This is a genomic window from Sphingomonas sp., assembly GCF_029239295.1.
GTDB lineage: Bacteria > Pseudomonadota > Alphaproteobacteria > Sphingomonadales > Sphingomonadaceae > Sphingomonas.
On the sequence record NZ_JAQZBC010000012.1, the window covers coordinates 20,135 to 41,777 of the forward strand.

At 65.9% G+C, this 21,643-nt stretch carries 21 protein-coding genes and 2 tRNA genes; 10 read left to right on the forward strand and 13 right to left on the reverse strand.

Annotation, left to right across the window (positions count from 1 at the left end):
- Window positions 1-28: 28 nt before the first annotated feature.
- Window positions 29-808 carry an SDR family NAD(P)-dependent oxidoreductase gene (locus K0S66_RS12230; protein ID WP_301075705.1) on the forward strand — a complete coding sequence of 260 codons (780 nt, stop codon included), beginning with the start codon at window positions 29-31 and terminating at the stop codon, window positions 806-808.
- 30 nt (window positions 809-838) lie between these two features.
- On the opposite strand, the gene K0S66_RS12235 is transcribed toward K0S66_RS12230, so the two are convergent.
- From K0S66_RS12235 to K0S66_RS12245, 3 genes are all read right to left on the reverse strand, one after another.
- Entirely contained in the window at window positions 839-1,270 is a 432-nt protein-coding gene (locus K0S66_RS12235) for a PaaI family thioesterase (protein ID WP_301075706.1), read from the reverse strand.
- Window positions 1,271-1,345: 75 nt separating this feature from the next.
- A complete protein-coding gene (locus K0S66_RS12240; protein ID WP_301075707.1) occupies window positions 1,346-3,106 on the reverse strand; it encodes a sensor domain-containing diguanylate cyclase in 1,761 nt (586 codons plus the stop codon).
- Window positions 3,107-3,157: 51 nt separating this feature from the next.
- Window positions 3,158-5,203 (reverse strand): NAD(+) synthase, encoded by a 2,046-nt coding sequence (locus K0S66_RS12245; RefSeq protein WP_301075709.1) that lies wholly within the window; start codon window positions 5,201-5,203, stop codon window positions 3,158-3,160.
- A 139-nt stretch (window positions 5,204-5,342) separates the two neighbouring features.
- Here K0S66_RS12245 and K0S66_RS12250 point away from each other — a divergent pair, with 139 nt between their 5' ends.
- Together K0S66_RS12250 and K0S66_RS12255 are read left to right on the forward strand one after the other, a co-directional pair.
- Window positions 5,343-7,808 (forward strand): PAS domain-containing protein, encoded by a 2,466-nt coding sequence (locus tag K0S66_RS12250; RefSeq protein ID WP_301075710.1) that lies wholly within the window; start codon window positions 5,343-5,345, stop codon window positions 7,806-7,808.
- A 34-nt stretch (window positions 7,809-7,842) separates the two neighbouring features.
- On the forward strand, window positions 7,843-8,748 hold the full coding sequence (locus K0S66_RS12255) for a fructose bisphosphate aldolase (protein ID WP_301075711.1): 906 nt from the start codon (window positions 7,843-7,845) through the stop codon (window positions 8,746-8,748).
- Between the two features lie 180 nt (window positions 8,749-8,928).
- On the opposite strand, the gene K0S66_RS12260 is transcribed toward K0S66_RS12255, so the two are convergent.
- The 3 genes from K0S66_RS12260 to K0S66_RS12270 all read right to left on the reverse strand — a co-directional run bounded on the left by K0S66_RS12260 (window position 8,929) and on the right by K0S66_RS12270 (window position 9,804).
- Window positions 8,929-9,002 (reverse strand) — tRNA-Gly (locus tag K0S66_RS12260).
- Between the two features lie 131 nt (window positions 9,003-9,133).
- Window positions 9,134-9,295: a hypothetical protein gene (locus tag K0S66_RS12265; RefSeq protein WP_301075713.1), complete on the reverse strand. Its 162-nt coding sequence runs from the start codon at window positions 9,293-9,295 to the stop codon at window positions 9,134-9,136.
- An 89-nt stretch (window positions 9,296-9,384) separates the two neighbouring features.
- A complete protein-coding gene (locus tag K0S66_RS12270; RefSeq protein WP_301075715.1) occupies window positions 9,385-9,804 on the reverse strand; it encodes a BLUF domain-containing protein in 420 nt (139 codons plus the stop codon).
- Window positions 9,805-9,924: 120 nt separating this feature from the next.
- Between K0S66_RS12270 and K0S66_RS12275 the strand changes: the two genes are divergently transcribed.
- On the forward strand, window positions 9,925-10,662 hold the full coding sequence (locus K0S66_RS12275; RefSeq protein WP_301075717.1) for a Crp/Fnr family transcriptional regulator: 738 nt from the start codon (window positions 9,925-9,927) through the stop codon (window positions 10,660-10,662).
- Window positions 10,663-10,753: 91 nt separating this feature from the next.
- Here K0S66_RS12275 and K0S66_RS12280 read toward each other — a convergent pair whose 3' ends face one another.
- A complete protein-coding gene (locus K0S66_RS12280; RefSeq protein ID WP_301075718.1) occupies window positions 10,754-10,939 on the reverse strand; it encodes a hypothetical protein in 186 nt (61 codons plus the stop codon).
- Window positions 10,940-11,204: 265 nt separating this feature from the next.
- A tRNA-Tyr gene (locus K0S66_RS12285) sits at window positions 11,205-11,290 on the reverse strand.
- Between the two features lie 136 nt (window positions 11,291-11,426).
- Between K0S66_RS12285 and K0S66_RS12290 the strand changes: the two genes are divergently transcribed.
- Together K0S66_RS12290 and rlmB are read left to right on the forward strand one after the other, a co-directional pair.
- Window positions 11,427-13,028, forward strand: a complete 1,602-nt coding sequence (locus tag K0S66_RS12290; RefSeq protein WP_301075720.1) for a M20/M25/M40 family metallo-hydrolase — start codon at window positions 11,427-11,429, stop codon at window positions 13,026-13,028.
- Window positions 13,028-13,771: a 23S rRNA (guanosine(2251)-2'-O)-methyltransferase RlmB gene (rlmB, locus tag K0S66_RS12295; RefSeq protein WP_301075722.1), complete on the forward strand. Its 744-nt coding sequence runs from the start codon at window positions 13,028-13,030 to the stop codon at window positions 13,769-13,771. Before K0S66_RS12290 ends, rlmB begins: the two co-directional genes overlap by 1 nt.
- Before the next feature lie 96 nt (window positions 13,772-13,867).
- Here the strand turns inward: rlmB and K0S66_RS12300 are convergent, their stop codons facing one another.
- Entirely contained in the window at window positions 13,868-14,185 is a 318-nt protein-coding gene (locus tag K0S66_RS12300; protein WP_301075723.1) for a 2Fe-2S iron-sulfur cluster-binding protein, read from the reverse strand.
- A gap of 54 nt (window positions 14,186-14,239) precedes the next feature.
- On the opposite strand from K0S66_RS12300, the gene K0S66_RS12305 reads away from it, so the two are divergent.
- Window positions 14,240-14,869, forward strand: coding sequence for a DNA-3-methyladenine glycosylase (locus K0S66_RS12305; RefSeq protein WP_301075724.1), 630 nt, complete (start codon window positions 14,240-14,242; stop codon window positions 14,867-14,869).
- A 37-nt stretch (window positions 14,870-14,906) separates the two neighbouring features.
- Here the strand turns inward: K0S66_RS12305 and K0S66_RS12310 are convergent, their stop codons facing one another.
- Entirely contained in the window at window positions 14,907-15,335 is a 429-nt protein-coding gene (locus tag K0S66_RS12310) for a DUF2147 domain-containing protein (RefSeq protein WP_301075726.1), read from the reverse strand.
- A 23-nt stretch (window positions 15,336-15,358) separates the two neighbouring features.
- Between K0S66_RS12310 and mtnP the strand changes: the two genes are divergently transcribed.
- Entirely contained in the window at window positions 15,359-16,228 is an 870-nt protein-coding gene (gene mtnP, locus K0S66_RS12315; RefSeq protein WP_301075727.1) for an S-methyl-5'-thioadenosine phosphorylase, read from the forward strand.
- A gap of 20 nt (window positions 16,229-16,248) precedes the next feature.
- Window positions 16,249-17,583: an Nramp family divalent metal transporter gene (locus K0S66_RS12320; protein WP_301075728.1), complete on the forward strand. Its 1,335-nt coding sequence runs from the start codon at window positions 16,249-16,251 to the stop codon at window positions 17,581-17,583.
- Window positions 17,584-17,652: 69 nt separating this feature from the next.
- Here K0S66_RS12320 and K0S66_RS12325 read toward each other — a convergent pair whose 3' ends face one another.
- Both K0S66_RS12325 and K0S66_RS12330 read right to left on the reverse strand, forming a co-directional pair.
- Window positions 17,653-18,438: a thioesterase family protein gene (locus K0S66_RS12325; protein WP_301075729.1), complete on the reverse strand. Its 786-nt coding sequence runs from the start codon at window positions 18,436-18,438 to the stop codon at window positions 17,653-17,655.
- Entirely contained in the window at window positions 18,435-19,979 is a 1,545-nt protein-coding gene (locus tag K0S66_RS12330; protein WP_301075731.1) for a class I adenylate-forming enzyme family protein, read from the reverse strand. The genes K0S66_RS12325 and K0S66_RS12330 overlap by 4 nt, the downstream gene beginning before the upstream one ends.
- A 67-nt stretch (window positions 19,980-20,046) precedes the next feature.
- On the opposite strand from K0S66_RS12330, the gene K0S66_RS12335 reads away from it, so the two are divergent.
- The gene (locus K0S66_RS12335) at window positions 20,047-20,832 is read left to right on the forward strand and encodes an SDR family oxidoreductase (protein ID WP_301075732.1); all 786 of its coding nucleotides are present in this window, start codon (window positions 20,047-20,049) and stop codon (window positions 20,830-20,832) included.
- A 99-nt stretch (window positions 20,833-20,931) separates the two neighbouring features.
- On the opposite strand, the gene K0S66_RS12340 is transcribed toward K0S66_RS12335, so the two are convergent.
- Window positions 20,932-21,630, reverse strand: coding sequence for a glutathione binding-like protein (locus tag K0S66_RS12340; RefSeq protein ID WP_301075733.1), 699 nt, complete (start codon window positions 21,628-21,630; stop codon window positions 20,932-20,934).
- Window positions 21,631-21,643 lie beyond the last annotated feature (13 nt).

The window sequence follows — 21,643 nt, forward strand, 5'->3', positions numbered from 1 at the left end:
GATTCGATAGCGGCAAGGGAGAGAGATGATGCGACCTATTCCAGCGGTAACTTCGCGGCTCGACGGGGCGGGGGCAATCGTGACCGGCGCCGGCAGCGGCATGGGACGGGCTACCGCCATCCTGCTCGCGCGCGCCGGGGCGAAGGTCGCTGTGACGGACGTGACCCTCGCGAGCGCCCAGGCGGTGGCGGACGAAATCCTGGCCGAGGGCCTGTCAGCCCAGGCGTGGTCGTGCGACGTCTCCGATCCCGCAGCGATCCAGCGCGTGGTGGAGGAAAGCGCGGCGGCGTTCGGTGACCTGTCCATCATCGTCAACAACGCCGGCATTTCCGCCAATCTGCCGATCGACGATGATGGCTATGAGGCGCAATGGGACCGGCATCTGTCAATACTGCTCACCGCGCAGCAGCGGATGATCCGCGCTGCCCTGCCTTATCTGCGCAAGGCCGCAAACCCGCGGATCGTCAACATCGCGTCGACCGAGGGATTGGGTGCGACAGCCGGTTTCAGTGCCTATTCCGCGGCAAAGGCGGGGGTCATTGGCCTAACCCGGAGCCTGGCGGTCGAGCTTGGCAAGTCCGGTATCACGGTCAACTGCATCTGCCCGGGACCGGTCGAAACCGGCATGACCCAGGGCATTCCGGATGAAGCGAAGCAGGTTTACGCGGCGCGACGAACGGCGCTGCGGCGCTATGGCTTGCCGGAGGAAGTGGCCTTCATGACCGCCAGCCTGTGCGCGCCCGCCGCCGGGTTTGTCACCGGTGCGATCATTCCGGTCGACGGCGGGCTGATGGCGCGAAACGCTTAACGCTTCCCGGTCGGGGGGCTGGCGCTCGGGTCAGCCCACCGCCTTTTTCGCCGCCTGCTCCACCCGCTCGCGCGATGCCAGCATCAGCGTCGAGCTGGCCTTCGCCAGCACCTTGCCGTTGCTGTCGGTCAGGCGCCCTTCGAAGAAACAGGTGCTCCGCCCGCGACGCTCGACCCACCCCTCGGCAATCACTAGCCCGGGACGGGCAGGGGCGAAGAAGCTGACCTTCAGTTCCAGCGTCATGGGCGACACGTCCGGTCCGCCCATCGCGATGGCGGCATGCGCCATGGCTGCGTCGATCCAGCCGGTGACGAACCCGCCCTGCACGACGCCGCCCGAATGGCACATGTGGTTGCCCGCCTGATATTCCAGCGTCGCGCGCCCTTCGGGGTTCATCTCGACGATCCTGACCAGCCCCAGCGTGCGGCTCAGTTCATGCACCGATGGATCCTGATCAGCCATGCGCACCGCTCTCCCGTTTGTCTGTTGGTATGGATCTACAGTGTCGGGGGACGCGCGATCAGGCAAGCGGGACAATCAGGCCGCGAGGGCAAGCTGGTCCCGGCCACCGTTCTTCGCGCGGTACAGCGCCCGATCGGCGGCACGCAGCACCTCTTCGGCAGGCTGATCATCGCGATACGTCGCAACGCCCCCGCTGACGGTGACCGAGATGATGTTCTCATCCACCCGCATCCGCGCGTCGCCAATTGCCCGGCGCACACGGTCACACACCAGATGCGCCTGATCGATCGTGGCGTTGGGCAGGATAATGGCGAACTCCTCGCCGCCGAGCCGACCGATGATGTCCTGATCGCGGATGCTGGAGCGGGCGAGCGTCGCAAAACGGCGCAGCACCTCGTCGCCCGCCGCATGGCCATAGGTGTCGTTGACCTGCTTGAAATAGTCGAGATCGAGCAAGGCGACACAGCCGCCGCCGCCGGCCGTCAGCCGCTTGGCCAGTTCCTCGTCCAGCCCGCGGCGGTTGATCAGGCCGGTCAGGGGATCGGTCAACGCCGCGCGGGAGAGACGTTCCTCGGCGGCCTTGCGGTGAGTCACGTCGCGCACCGAACAGACGACACCGGTGACGTTCTTGTTGTCGTCCACCACCGCGCGGCTGTGGGTTTCGTACCAGCGAACCTCGCCCTCGCGGGTGCTTCCGCGAAATTCCTGGACGGCGATCATCTCCGGATCGTTCAGAATCTGGAGGAACAGCGTCTGCGACCTCACCAGATCCTCGCCCTTCAGCAGCGCGCTGAGCGGCTTGCCGATAAGGGCGTCGGGATCGAGCCCGTTGAGCTGGCGGATGGAGGCGGAAACGAATTGAAGCCGCCCATGCCGATCGATGTTGACGACGATGTCGGTCGAATTTTCGGTCAGGATGCGATAGCGCGCCTCGCTTTCACTCAACCGGCGGAACAGGCGCGCCCGCTGCTGAAGCTCCGCCGTCGCAGGCAGGATCGTCAGCATGGTGCAGGCGATATAGAGCTGGAGGAACTGCATCTGCGCGCCGATCGGCGCGTCGCTGAGCGTGACGGGGCCATAGCCGTTCAGCGTCGCGACACCGCCGATCACCGTCAGGATAACGATCGACGCGGCCGACGACAGCGCGCCGCCGCGAAACGTCGCCAGGACGATCGGCAGCATCGGCAGGAACAGCAGCGGCACCGTGGTCTGTGCAAAGGTGATCGCGCTGACCACGGCGACCAGCACGAGGAGCGCCGCCAGCTCCAGCAGCTTGCGCCCCTTCATCCGCTGGATCATTCGCGCCGCTTCGCCGTCCATCGCCATCATGAAGATCGGCATGAAGGCCAGGGTGCCGAGGGCATGGCCACTGTACCAGTGCAGCGCGTTCGCGAGGAAGGGTGCACCCAGAAGCGTCCACACCGCGGCCCCGGCCATCAGCGCGGAGAGCAGCGGCGCCGCGATCCCGTTCGCCGAAACGAAGACGATCAGCCAACGATGTGAATTGAGCACCTCCTGCTGGCGCACCAACCGGCGAAGGAATGCGGCGCCAATCGCGCTTTCCGTCATGTTCACCGCCGCCAGCGGCAGTGCAGTCACCCCGCCGAAGCCCCAGATCGATGACGCAATGACGCAGGCGGTGAAGCACGCGGCGATCGGCGCGGCCCATTCCCGCTCGGGAAGCGCCGTGAGCCGTGCCGTCAGCAGCGCGGTCGCGACCCACAGGAACGCCACCCCGCCATCGAATCGGGTAAGGCTGAGGGTGCCGGCCGCCAGAATGAAGTAGGCGCAGCCCAGGCATAACGCCTGCACCCAACCCAACGTTCGCTTCTCCATCAGCCGCGCGTACCAGCTCCGGGTAAACGCGGCGTTGCCGTCGCGCGGCGGTCAGGGGCCATTGGCGGCGAGCTCGGCAAGCCATGCGGTCGCCGTTCCGTCGGACGGCGCGCGCCAGTCGCCACGCGGCGAAACAGCGCCGCCCGCGGAAACCTTGGGCGAATTGGGCAGCGCCGACCGCTTGAACTGGCTGGTGCGGAAGAAGCGCACCAGAAAACGTTCGAGCCACAGCTTGATCGTGTCGAGATCGTAGCTGGTGCGCGCTTCCTCGGGATAGCCGATCGGCCAGCGGCCCGCCTCCATGTCGCGCCAGGCGTGCCACGCGAGGAAGGCGATCTTCGATGGCGCCAGCCCGTGACGCAGCACGTAATGCGCGAAGAAGTCGTTCAGCGCATAAGGGCCGATCTTGTCCTCCGTGCTCTGCATCGCGCCGCTTTCGTCGGCGGGGACGAGCTCGGGCGAAATCTCCTGCGCCAGGATCGCCTCCAGCACCGCGTCGGTCTCGGCATCATATTGATCGGTCGCGATGCACCAGCGGATCAGGAACTGGATCAGCGTCTTGGGCACGCCGGCGTTGACGCCATAATGGCTCATATGGTCGCCGACGCCATAGGTGCACCAGCCGAGCGCCAGCTCGCTGAGGTCGCCTGTGCCGACCACCAGGCCGTTGCGCTGATTGGCCAGGCGGAACAGATAATCGGTACGAAGTCCGGCCTGCACATTTTCGAACGCGATGTCATAGACCGGCTCGCCGCGTCCGAACGGATGCCCCATGCCTTCCAGCATGGTGCGCGCGGCGGGGCGGATATCGATCTCCTCCGCGCTGATCCCCAATGCGCGCATCAGCCGCCAGGCGTTGCCCTTCGTTCCCTCGCTGGTGGCGAAGCCGGGCATGGTAAAGCCCAGAATGTCGGTGCGTGGCCGACCGAGCCGATCGAGCGCCTTGGCCGCGACGATCAGCGCATGGGTCGAATCGAGCCCGCCGGACACGCCGATAACGAGCTTGTCGACCCCAGTCGCGGCAACGCGCTTCAGCAGACCCTCGACCTGAATGTTGAAGGCTTCGTAGCAGTCCTCGTCCAGCCGGGCCGGGGTGTCGGGAACGAACGGGAAGCGGCGGATCGCCCGCTTCAGGCCGACGTCGGCATAATCCGGCTGGCGATCGAAGAGGATTCGGCGAAAGCGGGTTTCCGGATGGCCGGAGAAGGTCGCGGCATCGCCGAAGGTGCCGTTGCGCAGCCGCTCCTGGATCAAGCGCTCGCAATCGACGTCAGCGATCAGCAGTTCGGGCTCCAGCGCGAAGCGAGTCGATTCGCCCAGTAGCTCGCCCAGTTCGTGGATCGTGCCTTGCCCGTCCCATGCGAGGTCGGTCGTGCTCTCGCCTGGACCGGCCGCCGAATAAACATAGGCGCAGATCGCCCGTGCCGATTGCGACGCGGACAACATCGCCCGCTCACGCGACTTGCCGATCACGACGTTGGACGCCGACAGGTTGCAGCACACCAAAGCCCCGGCCAGCGCGCCGGCGGTGGAGGGCGGCGTCGGCGACCAATAATCCTCGCAGATTTCCGCGTGGAAGATGAAGTGCGGCAGATCGGCAGCGGCAAAGATCAGGTCAGTGCCAAACGGCACCTCCTCCGCGCCGATCGTCATGGTCTGACCGGTGATCCCGGCACCGCTCGCGAACCAACGTTTCTCGTAATATTCGCGATAGTTGGGCAGGAATGTCTTGGGCACTACGCCCAGGATCCGGCCGCGGCCGATCGCCACGGCGCAATTGTACAGCCGCCCGTTGCGAACCAGCGCCGCGCCGACCAGCAGGACCGGCGCCAGCCCCTCGGTCGCTGTCGCTACCGTCTGCAACGCCTCCAGCGTCGACAGCTGCTGCGCCGTTTGCAGGTGAAGATCGTCGATCGCATAGGAAGTGATGCTGAGCTCGGGAAAGACGACCAGATCGACCGCCTCGTCATGCGCGCGCTGGGCGAGCGCAATCGCGGCCGCGGCATTGGCCGCGGCATCACCGACGCTCGCGATCGGCGTCGCGGCCGCCACACGCAGCATTCGATGGTGGTGGAGGGAGGTGAATCGTGCCTGCATCTGGTAAGCCGTATCTTTCCTAGCGCTATCCGCGATTGATCTACTTTGCCCCGGCGCCCGGCTGGGTTACGCAGCTATCATGGTTGATCCACCGTCCCACAACGGTCGTCTCGCCGCTTTGTTCGCAGCTGGCGGACAGATGGGCCAGCTTGTCAACGCCCACGACTGGTCGCAGTCTCCGCTCGGGCCGCCCGAGCACTGGCCTGAAACGCTGGTTGCCGTGACCAGCACGATCCTGGCGGCGGGCGCGGAGATCGTGCTGTTCTGGGGTCCGGAATATTGCGCGATCTACAACGATGCCTACGCCGCGACGGTCGGCGACAAGCATCCCCGCTCGCTCGGCCGGCCGGCGCGGGAGGCATGGTCGGAGCTATGGGACGATCTGGAGCCGCTGCTGCGCCACGTCCGCGAAACCGGCGAAACCTACAGCGCGCGCGATCGGCCCTTTTATATCGAGCGGGCGGGATACGGCGAGGAGGTGTTCTTCGACGTCTCCTATTCCGCTGTCCGCCTGCCTGACGGCAGCACCGGCGGCGTCCTGTGCATCGTGTCCGAAACGACCCAGCGGGTCCGCGCCGCGCGCGCCCTGATGGCGGATCGCGAGCGATTGTCGCAGATGTTCGATCAGGCGCCCAGCTTCATGTCTGTGCTGCGCGAGCCCGGGCACATCATCGAACTCGCCAACTCCTCCTACTTGCAACTGGTCGGCGATCGCGAGTTGATCGGTCGTCCGCTGGAGGAGGCGCTGCCCGAAGTGGCGCAGCAAGGGTTCGTCGACATCCTCGACAATGTGGTCGCCACAGGCTCGCCATTCCGCGGCGAAAATCTCAAGGTGCGGCTGCAACGATCGGCGGATGGTCCGTCGGAAAACCGCATCCTCGATTTCGTGTTTCAGCCGATCGCCGATGCCGAAGGGCGCGTTGCCGCGGTGTTCGTGGAAGGGATCGACGTCACCGAGCGCGAGCGGCGTGCCGACGCGCTGCGTGAAAGCGAAGTACGGTTCCGGATGCTCGCGAACAGCCTGCCGGCGCTGGTCTGGATCAATGATGCCGACGGGCAGGTCATCTTTGCCAGCCAGGCGTTCGGCACCATGCTGGGCGTCAACGCGGCCGATCTGCAGGAGAAGGGCTGGGGCTGTATCGTCCACCCGGACGACATGGCCGCTTTCGTCAAGACCGGGCGTCGCCACCTGCTGCAGCCGGCACGTTTCTCCCGCGATGTCCGGCTGCGCACCGCCGACGGCACCGATCGCTGGTTCCATATCGAAGCGCGTCCCCGCAAGCTGGGCGACACGTTCGAGGGGTATGTCGGCTGCGGTATCGACGTCACGGAAGCGCACCTGGTTGGCGAGGCGCTCGAGAAAAGGGTGGAGGAACGCACCGCTGCGCTCACCGAACAGATCGCGGAGCGCGAACAGGTCGAAGCGCGGCTGGCGCAGATGCAGCGGCTGGAGGCGATCGGCCAGCTGACCTCCGGCATCGCGCATGATTTCAACAACCTGCTGACGATTGTTCTGGGCAATGTCGCGATTATCGAGCGTACGTTCGACAAGATCGGTGTGGATGAAAAGACGCGGCAGCGGATCGCGCACGTTCGCGCTGCCTCCGAACGGGGCGCCAAGCTGACCGGCCAGCTGCTCGCCTTCTCCCGCCGCCAGCGGCTGGAATCGCGCGTCGTCTCGTTGAACGAAGTGGTCAGCGGGATGCAGGGGCTTCTGGAAAGCACGCTCGGCGGCGGCGTCGCGATCGAAACCGACCGGATGCCTGGCCTGTGGCCGGCGCTAGTCGATCCGACGCAGATCGAACTCATCATCCTCAATCTGGCGATCAACGCGCGCGACGCGATGGCGGTAGGCGGCACGTTGACCGTCACCACGCGCAACGTCGAACTGGGCCAGCCCACCCGCAGCGAGGAACCGGCGGCAGGGGATTATGTCGCCGTATCCGTATCCGATACCGGCAGCGGCATGACGCCCGAGGTGCTGGCCAAGGTGTTCGAACCTTTCTTCACCACCAAGGAGGTCGGCAAGGGATCGGGGCTCGGGCTGCCGCAGGTCTTCGGCTTTGCCAAGCAATCGGGCGGCGGGGTCAGGATCGACAGCACGCCAGGTGTGGGCACAACGGTCAGCGTCTTCCTGCCTCGCGCCGCGACGCTTGCGGAGCCAGTGGTGGTGGCGGCTGAGAAGGTGGAGGCCGCGGTAGATGTCGTGGGCCGAACAGTGCTGGTGCTCGACGACGATGACGCGGTGCGCGGCGTGACTGCGGAGGAACTGCGCGAGGCGGGGTGCCATGTGGTGGAGGCCGCATCGGGGCAGGCCGCGCTCAGCATGATCGGCGATGCCGCCGGCATCGACGCTGCGGTCGTTGATTTCGCCATGCCGGGGATGAACGGCGCGGATTTCGCCGCTCGCGTGCTGGAACGGCGCGCCGATCTGCCGATCGTGTTCGTAACCGGCTATGCCGATCTGGCGGCGCTGGCGCATGTCCCGGAAGAGAACATCGTGCAAAAACCGTTCAGTGCCGGGACGATCGCCGATCGCCTGCGCGCGCTGCTCGCCGCCGAGCCAGGATCACGACTGGCCAAAACGGCTGATCGTCCATTATGAGGCGCTGCAACGAAAACCTGTGAGGGGACTGTGCATGACGCCTGCCGAGATGACCGCCAAGATCGCTGACGGGGAGGGCTTCATTGCCGCTCTCGACCAGTCGGGCGGCTCCACGCCAAAGGCGCTGAAGGGCTATGGCATCGAAGAGGGCGCCTGGTCGACTGACGAAGAGATGTTCGGGCTCATCCACCAGATGCGCACCCGCATCATCACCTCGCCCGCCTTCACCGGCGACAAGGTGATCGGCGCGATCCTGTTCGAACGCACGATGGATGGTGAAGCCAGTGGAAAGCCGGTGCCGCAGGCGCTGCAGGACCGCGGCGTGGTGCCGTTCCTGAAGATCGACAAGGGTCTGGAGGAAGAGGCGAACGGCGTTCAGCTGATGAAGCCGATGCCCGATCTCGACGCGCTGCTCGATCGTGCGGCGAAGCTCGGCATCTTCGGTACCAAGGAGCGGTCGGTCATCAATCTCGCCAATCGCGAGGGGATTGCCGCCGTCGTCGCCCAGCAGTTCGAGGTGGCGCAGCAAGTGCTCAGCCACGGCCTGATGCCGATCATCGAGCCGGAAGTGAACATCAAGAGCCCGGAGCGCGCCGAGGCGGACGCGATCCTGCTCGACGAACTCACCAAGGCGCTCGACGCGATGCCGGGCGACGCCAAGGTCATGCTGAAGCTGTCGCTGCCGACCAAGCCCAACCTGTTCCTGCCGCTGGTGAAGCATCCCCGCGTCCTGCGCGTCGTTGCCCTGTCGGGCGGCTTCGCACGGCCCGAGGCATGCGTCGAACTCGCCAAGAACGAGGGCATCATCGCCAGCTTCAGCCGCGCGCTGCTCGAAGATCTGCGCCACGGCATGACCGACGCCGAATTCGACAAGGCGCTGGGTGACGCGATCGACCAGATCTGGACTGCCTCTGCGCGAAAGACGCCGCAAGCGGCCTGAGCCGCGAGAAGCGGGATGAAAAGGGCGGTTGGCGATCATCGATCGTCGACCGCCTGATCCCGAACGATCCAACACCGCGCCCCGCACAGCCAAGCCAAGCTGCCCAGCGACATAGACGTGAATGCGCCGCCTTGCGCGCAGCAACGCCCTGCTCGCGTTCGTGGTCAGCGATGGAAAGGGTGGAGCGGGTAACGGGAATCGAACCCGTGTATTCAGCTTGGAAGGCTGCTGCACTACCATTGTGCTATACCCGCCCGGTCGGGATGATCCGCTGGACCGCCCGACAAAGCCGCCGCCCGTTCGGTGAACAGGCGTCGTGCCGCTCCGTTACCGCGCACCTTTGAACCGGTCAACCGATGCAACGGTGCCGCGGTGCCTGGCCCACTTATCCGTTGCGTGTCGCCGGCGGCAGCATGTCAGGCGTGCGGTCATTGGTCTTCTTGCTGCTGAGGTTCATGCCGAAGAAGATCACGATCCAGATCGCCACCATCAGCCCGACGACGATGGCCGCCAGGCGCGCGCGCCGAGAGGGGGAAGGTTTCGTCATTCACTGCCAACGCAGCGACGGCGAAAGCGAGCCCCGCTTTGTGATTCACTCATGTTAGCTGCCGCGCCGATCGGCAGCGTGAACCGGAATCAATCCTCGAGCGAGGCGAACTGCAGCATCAGGGCGATCAGGTCCGCCGGCGCAAAGGGCGATCCATTGCCTTCGGCGAGCGCCAGCACCGGCGCGACCTGCGCCTCCACCAACGTGCGCGGCCCCGCATAAGCCATCGTCCAGCGCGCGAAGCGACGGCGCACCAGCCATTCCGTGTCGACCAGCGTGACCCTCGTGTGACGGGGATCGGCCCTGATGCTGTCCATCAGCGTCGCCACCGCGTCCGCCGAACCTTCCAGTACCTGCGCGAAATGGGTCTCCACGAACATCAGCGCGCCGGTCACCTCCAGCGCCGCATTACGTGCGCGCGCCACCGCGACGATGTCGTTCACCCGGTCTTCCTCTGCGGGCAGCCGGAGGCAGCTTGTGCTTACATAAAGAAGGGAAAGTAGCGACATCGTGGCGGTTTATAACCTGTGTTGGTGCGTGCGGGTGGGGTGATTAAATATTGCCGGATCCGTGACGGCGCTTATCGCATGATGCTATCCGCGCCGGATTGCGCCTTGAGGAGGGTTTCCATGGGTCAAGATCACCCATCATCGCCGCTGACCCTTTTCATCGAAAAGCTACAGCGACGTTGCACGCTGAGCGATGACGATTGCGAGGCGTTGAGGAGCCTGCCGTTCACGGTGCAGCGCCACGACGCAGCGCGCTATCTTGCGCGCGCCGGTGATCAGAACCTGTCGGTGATGGTCCTGGTGTCGGGCTATGTTCATCGCCATCGCGTGCTGTCGAACGGGTCGCGGCAGATCGTCGCGGTTCACCTCGCCGGCGATTTGCTCACGCTGCCGCACGCGGCGTCGCGCCGCGCGACCGAAAGCCTCCAGGCGCTGACCCCGATCAAGGTGGTCGAGATCGCCCCGGCGCCGATGATCGCGCTTTCCCGGGAACGCCCCGCCATCGCCGAGGCGCTGCTGCTGGAAAGCATCGCCGACGCCTCGATCTTCCGCGAATGGGTGATCAACCTTGGCCGGCGTGACGCGCGAACCCGTACCGCGCATCTGCTGTGCGAACTGGGCACGCGCAGCGCGGAGAACGATCTGGGCGACCGGACGACCTTCCGCCTGCCACTGACGCAGGAACAGCTTGCCGATATCCTCGGGCTCACCTCGGTCCATGTGAACCGCACGCTGCGCGGCATGAAGAGCAGCGGGCTGATCGACTATGGCAATGGCTGGGTGTCGGTGCCGGATTGGACGAAGCTGAGCAAGGAGGCGGATTTCGACGCCAGCTACCTCAGCATGGATCCCGTCTGATTGCAGCGGGCTGGGTAGGGTAGCGGGCGGGCAACCACCCGGCAGGTCGCGCTGAGTCCGCCCGGGTCCAAGCGTACGTCGCAATGGTCGCCTATTGTTTGCGCGGTTCGCGCGGTGGGCGTGACCCCGGTGTTGCCTCAATATGGTCGAGCCGCGCGAGCAGGTGATCGAAGTCCTGTACGTCCTCGACCGCGAAGACACGATTGAAACCCTCGCCTAGCACGCGCAGGTCGCGTTCGGTCAGCAGGCCGACGGCAATGATGCGTTCATGAGGCATGGTGACACAACGCGTGGGCCAACAATCGTTCCGTCGCGCCGCCAATCCGGCCCGGAAAAGCTGTAAAACAATTGAACAGGTGCGCTGGCGTCGGGTGTTCAGATGGGCGCGTTGCTGCGTCGTGCGCGGCCAGGTCTTGTGACGCGTCGGGCGATTTCTGACGCGGTCGGTTATCCTCGCGGGCGAGCACTTCACCGGAGGAGGAAATGGCGTTTGCCGTGAGTTCCCGCCGGGCGCCAGAGGCGCTCATCCGGCATGCGGGAAATGGTGGAAGGGACTGGATTCGAACCAGTGTACACTTGCGTGGGCAGATTTACAGTCTGCTGCCTTTAACCACTCGGCCACCCTTCCACAGGGCCGCTTCGTCAAAGCGAGGGCGCCCAATGCCGAAGCGAGACGGTCCTGTCAACGCACTGTCATCATGGTTGCGCGCATTCTTTTGGGCGAATAGCTACGGCACGCCATCCGGGCAGGAGATTTACCACCAATGCGTCATCTGCTTCTGGCCGCGATCGCGGTTTCAGCACCCGTCCACGCGCAGGACCGCAACGATACAGCGCGAATCATGGACGAGGGGTTGGCCCATTCGCAGGTGATGACGACGGCGCAGCACCTGACCGACGTGATTGGTCCGCGGCTGACCAATTCGCCGCAGATGCGTGCGGCGGAGGCATGGACCCAGGCCAAGTTCGCCGAATGGGGTCTGAAGAACGTCCGCAAGGAAGGGTTCGATTTCGGCCGGGGCTGGTCAATCGCCCGCTCCAGCGTCCGCATGGTCACGCCGCGCCCGATCCAGCTCACCGCGATCCCGATCGCTTGGACGCCGCCGACGCAGGGGACGCTCAGCGCGCCGATCATTGTGGCGCCGATGAAGAGCGCGCGTGATTTCGCCCGCTATCGGGGCCAGCTCGCCGGCAAGATCGTGCTCGTGTCGCCACCCGGGACGCCGTCGGAAAGCACGCGCGCGCCGTTCCGCCGCTACACCGACGAGGAGCTGGGGAAGCTCGGCGAATACAGGTTCCCGCGCCATGATCCCGCTGCCGATGCGAAGGAACTGCGTGAGGCCGATTTCGAGAAGCAGCGCGACGCCTTCCTGAAGGCGGAGGGCGCGCTCGCCTATGCCACCATCTCGTATCGCGACGGGAAGCTCGTCCACGGTGAAGGCTATATGTTCGAAGCCGGCAAGTCGCCGTCGCTGCCCGGCGTCGAGATCGCGGCGGAGGATTACCGTCGCCTCGCACGCCTCGCCAAGACCGGCCCGGCACCGACGCTCGAGATCATCAGCGACGTGCGCTACGACGACAGCGACCCGCAGGCATACAATATCTTCGCCGAAATCCCCGGCACTGATCCGAAGGCCGGCTATGTGATGGCTGGCGCGCATTTCGACAGCTGGGTCGCTGGCGATGGCGCCAGCGACAATGCGGCCGGCACAGCCGTCATCATGGAGGCGGCACGCATCCTCTCGAAGCTTGGCGTGCGCCCGAAGCGAACCATTCGCTTCGCGCTGTGGAACGGTGAGGAGCAGGCACTGCTCGGCAGCCTCGCCTGGGTGGAGAAGAACCTCGCGACGCGCGGCAGCCCCAACGATCCGCCGCTGGTCGGCGAGCGCCGCTATTATGAATGGGGCAAGCGCTGGCCGATCAACCCGCGCCCCGGGTTCAACGACCTCGCGGCCTATTTCAACGTCGACAATGGCTCGGGCCGGTTCCGCGGCATCTATGCCGAGAACAATCCCGCCGCGGCGGAGATCTTCCGCAGCTGGATGGCGCCGTTCAGCGGCCTTGGCATGTCCACCGTCGCCATCGGCCGCACGGCCGGCACCGACCATGTCTTCATGCAGTCGGTGGGGGCGCCAGGCTTCCAGTTCATCCAGGATCCGCTCGACTATAACAGCCGTGCGCACCATTCCTCGGCCGACACCTTCGATCATCTGAAGGAAGAGGATCTTCGCCAGGGCTCGACGATCCTCGCCACTTTCCTGTTGAACGCCGCCAATGCCGAAAAGGCGTTGCCGCGGCCGCCAATGCCGACGAAGCCGTCGGTTACCGATCCCTTTGCCTATCCCGATCCCGAGGAGCATAATTGATGGCACGCCGCGGACATCGTCCCAGCCAGGCACCGGCTGGCCGGCCCCGTTTCTGGGGGCGCCACGCCGTGTCGGCTGCGCTCGCCAACCCCAATCGCACGGTGCGCAAGCTGTGGGGCACGCGTGAGGCGCTTGCTCCGTTCGATCTGCCATCCGACCTGCCGGTCGTTTATGCCGATGTCGCCGATCTTGGCCGAATGGTGCCGGCCGATGCGCCGCACCAGGGGCTGGTGGCGGAGGTCGATCCACTGGATGAGATCTGGCTGGGCGACCTGTTGATGGAGGGGCGCGACGATCGCCGCCCGCTCGTCGTGCTGGATCAGGTCACTGATCCGCATAATGTCGGCGCGGTGCTCCGCTCCGCCGCGGCGTTCGACGCGCTGGGCATCGTCACGCAGGATCGCCACGCGCCGCCCGAATCAGGCGCGCTGGCGCGTGCCGCCTCGGGCGCGCTGGAAACCGTGCCCTGGGTGCGCGTCGTCAATCTGGCGCGCGCGCTGGACGAGATTGCGGAGGCTGGTTTCTGGCGGATCGGCCTGACCGGCCATGCCGATCAGACGCTGGGGCAGGTGATGGGCGAGGCGAAGGTTGCCATCGTGCTCGGCGCCGAAGGTGAGGGGATGCGCCAGAATACGGAGGCGCATTGCGACCAGTTGGCGAAGCTGCCGATCAGCTCGAAGGTGGAAAGCCTCAACGTGTCGAACGCCGCGGCGATCGCGCTGTACGCCGCCGCCGCTCGCTGAGCCGCGCTCACGCTGGCCGACAAGGAAAAGGGGCGGGTGCCACTGGCGCCCGCCCCTTTTGTCACTCGATGATCCGCTACTGGAAGGCGTGCGGGATCAATCCTCTTCGGCGATGCGCACCTTCAGCCCGTCCAGCTCGGGGCCGAACGGCAGCTGGCACGACAGCCGCGAATATTCGTCGCGCGTCGCGGAGGAATCGAGCAGGTCGTTCTCGTCCTCGCTGATCGGCGGCAATTTGGTGGCAAATTCCGGGTCGACATGGATGTGGCAGGTCGCACAGCTGCAGCATCCGCCGCACAGCGCCAGGATCTCATCAATGCCGCCGTCCCGAATGACTTCCATTACCGACAGGCCGGCGGTGCCGTCGATTTCACGTTCTTCCCCGTCACGCAGAGTGACGATAAGCTTGGGCATGCTGCTCTCCCCGAAAGTTGCCCGTTCCCTTGCCGATCTTGCGGGCCGCCCGCAATGGGGCTGAGCGACACGGCGCTGCGGGAGGGCGTCGATGCGCTCGCCGCGATCGAGCCGCGCTTCGGAGAGGCGCTGGCCCGCGTCGGCTATCCCCCGACCAGGATTCGCGAGCGCGGCTATGCCACGCTGATGCGCACCATCGTGGGACAGCAGGTCAGCGTGAAGGCGGCGGACGCAATATGGCGCAAGCTGACTGGCGTCATCGGCGATCCGGTCGATCTTCCGCGGCTGGCGGCGGCAAGCGACGAGGAATTGCGCGCCGCCGGCATGTCGCGGCAGAAATCGGGCTATCTGCGCAGCCTTGCCGAGGAAGTGACCAGCGGCCGGCTCGATTTCGATCACCTGCCGCTCGACGATGAGGAAGCCATCGCGCATCTCACCCGGGTGAAGGGGATCGGGCGCTGGTCGGCCGAAATCTACCTGCTATTCGCGGAGGGGCGGCCGGACATCTGGCCGGCAGGTGATCTGGCGGTCCAGATCGGGGTCGGCCGCATCCTGGGCCACGAAACCCGGCCGAGCGAGAAGCTGACCCGCACGCTGGCCGAACCGTGGCGTCCACATCGCGGCGCGGCGGCGATCTTCGCCTGGCATCATTATGGCGCCGGCGCGGACGCTGCACCGGTCTGAGGGCAGCGGCGGCCGAAACGCCGCACTCAGCGGTGGATCAGGACGCCGGCTTCCACGTCTGCGTCTGGCAGATGAACGAAATGCAGCCCTTCACCTTCAGCGACCCGTCCGCGGCGCGCGACACGATCGACTTGTAGCTCTTGCCGTTGCGCGGGTCGTAGATCCGGCCGCGCCAATCGTCGCCCGCATCGCTGAACCCGGTCAGGATCGGCATCCCGACGATCGGTCGGGTACGCAGCGCGGCGTCGGGATTGTTGACGTCGGTCGTCGGTGCGCCCGCCTTCGCCTTGATCACCTTGGCGATTCGCCCGCATGTTGATCCGCCGCACTGGCCAATCTGCACGATCGCGCTGCCATCCTGGGTCAGCCATTTACCGGCAATCGGTTGTGCAGCCTGCGCCGGCCCGGCAAGGGTAAGCGTAGCAAGCGAAAGCGCGACAGGCGCGGCGAGACGGGCGATCCTCATGATCGTCTTATCAGGGGACGGCGATGAACACGCAATGGACGATCGGGATCATCGGCGGCTCCGGCCTGTACGCGATCGAGGGGCTGGAGGACGCCGAATGGCGCACCGTCTCCTCCCCTTGGGGCGCGACCTCCGATGACATTCTGTTCGGCCGCATCGGCTCGGTAGGCTTGCGGTTCATGCCGCGTCACGGCCGTGGCCATCGCATCGCGCCCGGCGACATTCCCGTGCGCGCCAACATCGATGCGCTGAAGCGGGCCGGCTGCACCGACCTCATCGGCGTGTCGTCGGTCGGCTCACTGCGCGAGGAACTTGCCCCCGGCCGTTTCGTGATCGTCGACCAGTTCGTCGATCGCACCGTGGCGCGCCCGGCCAGCTTCTTCGGCACCGGGATGGTCACGCATGTCTCGCTCGCCGATCCGGTGTGCCAGCGCATGTCCGCCTTTGCCGCCGCCGCGGTCCAGGCGGCCGGCGGCCAGGTGACCGAAGGCTCGACCTATCTCGCGATGGAGGGCCCGCAATTCTCCACCCGCGCCGAAAGCGAGATCTTCCGCCAATGGGGCTGCGACGTCATCGGCATGACCGCCATGCCCGAGGCACGCCTCGCGCGTGAGGCGGAGCTGCCCTATGCTCTCGTCGGCATGGTCACCGATTACGATTGCTGGCGCGAGAATGAGCAGCCTGTGGAGGTGAGCGAGATCGTCGCTCAGATGGCCGCCAACGGCGTCATCGCCCGATCGATGATCCGCGCGCTGATCGCCGCCTTGCCGCCCGAACGCACCCCATCGCCGATCGATACGGCGCTGAACGGCGCGATCCTGACCGCCCCCGACCGCTGCGATCCCGCGCTCGCCGCGCGCAATTCCGCCATCCTGGCCCGACTAAACGGTTGAAACGCCATTCGGCGTCCCGCATGGCGAACGCGATGAAGCCTGACGCTGCTGAACCGTTGCGATCGCTTCCGGAGGTCTATGCCTCCATCCGCGTTCCCGAGGGCGCGGGATTCTGGCGGCGGCTGTTCGCCTTCGTCGGCCCCGGCTGGCTGGTCGCCGTCGGCTATATGGATCCGGGCAATTGGGCGACCGACATCGCCGGCGGCTCGGCCTTTGGCTATACGCTGCTCAGCGTCATCCTGCTGTCGAACCTCATGGCGATCGTGCTTCAGGCACTGTCCGCCCGGCTCGGTATCGGCGCTGGGCTGGATCTGGCGCAGGCGTGCCGGCGGCAATATTCGCGTCCGGTTTCGCTGGTCCTGTGGGTGCTGTGCGAGATCGCGATCATCGCCTGCGATCTGGCCGAGGTGCTGGGCACCGCGATCGCGCTGAAGCTGTTGTTCGGCCTGCCGCTGGTCGCCGGCGTCTGTGTCACGGCGGTCGACGTGTTCCTGATCCTCGCGCTGCAACGCTACGGCTTCCGCCGGCTGGAGGCGTTCGTCGCGGCGCTGCTGATCGTCATCGCCGGCTGTTTCGCCTTTGAGCTTGCCTGGGCCGGGCCGGATTGGGCTGCCGCCGCCGCCGGGCTGATCCCGTCGACCGAAATCGTCAGCAACCCGCTGATGCTGTACATCGCGATCGGCATCCTCGGCGCAACCGTGATGCCGCACAATCTCTATCTCCATTCCGCGATCGTGCAGACCCGCGCGGTGGGGAAGGGACTCGCGGAGAAGCGTGACGCGCTGAAGATGGCAACGATCGATTCGACCGTCAGCCTAGGCCTGGCCTTCTTCATCAATGCCGCGATCCTCGTCCTCGCCGCCGCGACCTTCCACGTCGCCGGCCGCACCGAGGTGGCTGAGATCGAGGAAGCGCATCAACTGCTCGCCCCCATGCTGGGCGTCGGCGCGGCCAGCGCGGTCTTCGCCATTGCGCTGCTCGCCAGCGGTCAGAATTCCACCGTCACCGGCACGCTCGCCGGTCAGATCGTGATGGAGGGGTTCCTCGAACTCCGCCTGCCGATGTGGCTGCGGCGGATGATCACCCGCGGCCTTGCCATCATCCCGGCCGTGGCCGGTGTGCTGATCGCAGGCGATTCGGGCGCAACGCAGCTGCTGGTGCTCAGCCAGGTGGTGTTGAGCCTGCAATTGCCCTTCGCGGTCCTGCCGCTCGTTGCCTTCACCGGCAGTCGCCGCCTGATGGGATCGATGGCCGCCCCGCGCTGGCTGATCGCGCTCGCCTGGGGGATCGCCGCAGTGATCGTCCTGCTGAACGGCTGGATGCTGTGGGGCCTGATGACAGGCGTGGGGGCTTGATGCCCGTACTGGGCTAAAGCGGCCGCCGGGCGCCAGCGCGGTAGCGAGGCACCCGGCCGGCCGAAGACGTCAGGCGAACACCGCCACCGACTGCATCTGTTCGGCGACCATTTCGCCCTTGCTGTTCCAGATCCCCATCTGCTGCGAGGAGCTTCCGGCCCGCGCATAATCGGCATTGGAGCGCAGCAGCCACCAGCCGTCCTCCGTCGATGGCGTCGGCCCCAGCACGTTCAGGATCCACGTCAGCGAGCTCATCGGCACGTTGCGCCCGATCAGGCGCAGCGCCGCGGGCGGCAGGCAATCGCCGACCGCGAGCAGCTCGACCATCGGGTCCAACCCCTCGCGCTCATTCAGCCGCGTCCAGCGCAGCCATTCGGCGGGCAACAGGTTCGGCCCTTCGCGCCGGTCGAGGAACTCGAAATTCTGCGTGAAGGCGACCGCCGGATGCCCCTTGAACGTCGTTTCCTCGGGGCCCGGTTTTGCGAAATCGGGCACCGTCGTCACGGCGTAATCAAGCTCGCTTTCGATCGCGCGCATGAACACAAAGGTGCAGCGCAGTCCCAGGCCCGCCTCGCTCTCGATATCAGCCTGGATGAACGCCGCGTTCTTGCCGCGCCGCAGCCGATGCGCGGTGACGAGGACCGGGCCGGCGAGCGGCCCGATGAAGCTCACCTGCGCGGACCGAAGCGGGGGCAGGTCGGTATCCGATTGCATCGCGCAGTGAAGCGCCATCGCGGCCGACAGCCCACCATAGCCGGTCCGCCCCTGCAGCCAGCCGTCGGGGATTTCCCCGCGCCAGCCGGGTCCGTCGCCCAGCGGCGTCAACCCGTCCAGGATTTGCTTCAGGCTCGTCATGCATTTTCCCCCTGGAATTCACCTTGGGCGAGCCGATCGCGCAGCTCGCGCTTCAATACCTTGCCGATCGCGCTGCGCGGCAGCTCGTCGGTGACATACAGCTTCGACAGTCGCTGGGTCTTGCCCAGCTTCTCGTTGGTCGCGGCGCGAACCTCCTCCGCGCTCGCATCCGCGCCGGGGCGGGGGACGTAGAAGCCGACCGGCGTCTCGCCCCATTCCTCGCTCGGCACGCCCACGACGGTGCAATCTGCCACCGCCGGATGCTGCGCCAGCACCGCTTCCAGGTCGGACGGATAGATGTTGAACCCGCCCGAAATGATCATGTCCTTCTTGCGGTCCATCAGGATCAGGAATCCGTCCTCGTCGATCCGCCCGACATCGCCGTGGCGGATCCAGCGCTTGCCCTCGGCATCGTAATACTCGGCCTCGCGCGTCGCGCCTTCACGCTTGTGATATCCGTTCATCATCGCCGGGGACCGGCCGACGATCTCGCCCATCTCGCCGGGCGCGACTTCATTGCCGTCCTCGTCGAGCAGCAACGCCTCATGCCCGGGCGACAGCTTGCCGACGGTATGCAGCTTGTCGGGGTTTTCGTCGGCGACCAGGATGAACGACGCGCCGCCCTCGGTCATGCCGTAATATTCCACCAGCTTGCCCGGCCAGCGGTTCAGGATGTCGCGCTTCAGCTCGGCCTTGAACGGCGCGGAGGTGCACGTCTTGAAGCGGAAGGCGCTGAGGTCGAAACTGTCGAAATCGGGCAGCGCCATGATGCGCTGATATTGCACCGGCACCAGCATCGTGTGCGTGGCACGATACTGCTGCGCCAGCTCCAGATAGCGGCGAGCATCGAACTTCTTCATCAGCACCACCGTGCCGCCCCAGGCGAGCGTCGGCAGGAAACTGACCAGCGTGGTGTTGGAATATAGCGGCGTCGCCAGCAGCGTGACGGCGGTGTCGAACCCGGCGGTGCTGTTGCGCGACAGATGCTGCCAGCGCATCGTATGGCTCTGCACGATCCCCTTGGGGATGCCGGTCGTGCCTGACGAATAGATGATGTTGAACCCGTCGAGCGGCGCGATCTCCACCGGCGCTGGCGTGCTGCCTTCCGGCGCCAGCCACGCGTCCAGTTCCTCCAGCATGACGATGGTCGCGGACAGCTTCTGGCCCGCCAGCGCATCGGCGTTGGCACGGTCGAGGAACACCAGGTTGGCGCCGCTGTCGCTCACCATGCCGGCGATCTGCTCCGGCGTCGCCGAAGGCTGGATCGGTGCGGCTACCGAACCCGCGCGCACTGCGGCCAGAAAGACGATCGACTGGGCAACGCTGGGATAGCTCACCATCGCCACCGCCTGTCCCTGTGCTGTGCCGTCGCGCTGAAGCGCGGCGGCCGCCCGGTCCATCGCCCGGTCGAGTTCGGCATAGGTGATTTGCGCATCGCCATCAGCGATCGCCAGCTTCTCGGGCTGGTTGACGGCGTGGCGGCGGATCAGGTCCGGCAGCGTGCCGAAATCCTGTGCGAGCAGGTCTGCGATACTCTCCATGAATCCCGCGCTAGCGGCGCTCGCTTCCGAATGCCATACGCGACATTCGAATTTTAAGGAGCGTCAAATGGATCAGGGAGTGGCAATCGTCACCGGCGGGGGTACCGGTATCGGGGCAGCGGTGGTTCGCCGGCTCGCCGCACGCGGCGTCCGTTGCGTGATCAACTATGCCCACAGTCGCGCTGAGGCGGAGGCGCTGGCCGCAGAGGTCGCCAACGGCTCGATCGCCGTGCAGGCCGACATCGCCGACGACGCCGAATGTCGGAAGCTCGTCGCCGCCGCCACCGACACCTTTGGTCGGCTCGATTTCCTCGTCAACAATGCCGGACGTACGAAACACGTCATGCATGAGGATCTCGACGGCCTCGATGCGGAGGATTTCATCGACATCTACCGGCTGAACACGATCGCCGCCTTTCAGATGGTCCGTGCCTGCGCGCCAGCCATGCGGGAGGGGCCGATGAGTGCGGTGGTGAACGTCGCGTCGATCGCCGGCATTCACGGCGTCGGCTCCTCGATCGCTTATGCCGCCTCGAAGGGCGCACTGATCACCATGACGCAAAGCCTCGCCCGCGTCCTCGCCCCGGCGATCCGCGTCAACGCGGTCGCGCCCGGCTATGTCGGCACCGGCTGGTTCGAAAAGTCGCTGGGCGTCGAAGGCAAGGCGAAGCTCGACGCCAATGTCGCGCGCCGCACGCCGATGGCGATGGCACCGCAGGCGGAGGATATCGCCGGCCCGATCGAGATGCTGCTCGACCCCGCCGGCCGCGCGATCACCGGCGAAACCTGGCGCGTCGATGCCGGCTTCCATCTCGACACCGGCGGCAGCCGCCGACCCGGTCGGGAGAATTGAGGCTTGCTGGCCGCGCGCCTTCGCGACGCGGCCAATAATCTCCGGTGACAGGCCGTCATACCCCGCCAGCAGGCCGGCGGGGTGTGACGGCAGGCCGCCTCAGCGGCCGGCGTTCGCGGTCTGCCCGAACAGCACCTTCTTCGCCTCGTCCGACATTGGCGCCGCCTTGGGCTGGATTTCCTTGCCCTTGGCGTACGCCCGCTCTGTCGCCGGTCGCGCCTTGATCGCCGCATGCCAGCGCGCGATGTTGGGGAAATCAGCCAGATCCTGTCCCTGCGCTTCGGGCAGGATCCAGGGGTAGCTCGCCATGTCCGCGATCGTGTAATCGTCCCCGGCAACGAACGGCCGATCTGCAAGACGGCGATCAAGTACGCCGTATAAGCGATTGGTTTCCTTCAGATAACGATCAATGGCATAGGGCACCTTCTCCGGCGCATAGTTGCGGAAATGGTGATTCTGCCCCAGCATCGGCCCCAGGCCGCCCATCTGCCACATCAGCCACTGGTTCACCTCGGCCCGCGCACGCATCGTGTCGCCGCCGAACTTACCGGTCTTTTCCGCCAAATACAGTAGGATAGCGCCGGATTCGAAGACGGATAATGGCCCGCCGCCGTCGGTCGGATCATGATCGACGATGGCCGGCATCCGGTTGTTCGGCGCGATCTGCAGAAAGTCCGGCTTGAACTGCTCGCCGGTCCCGATGTTGACTGGGATGATCTGGTAAGAAAGGCCTGCTTCCTCCAGAAATAGCGTGATCTTGTGCCCATTTGGGGTCGGCCAATAATGAAGGTCGATCATGCAAGTCTCCCGT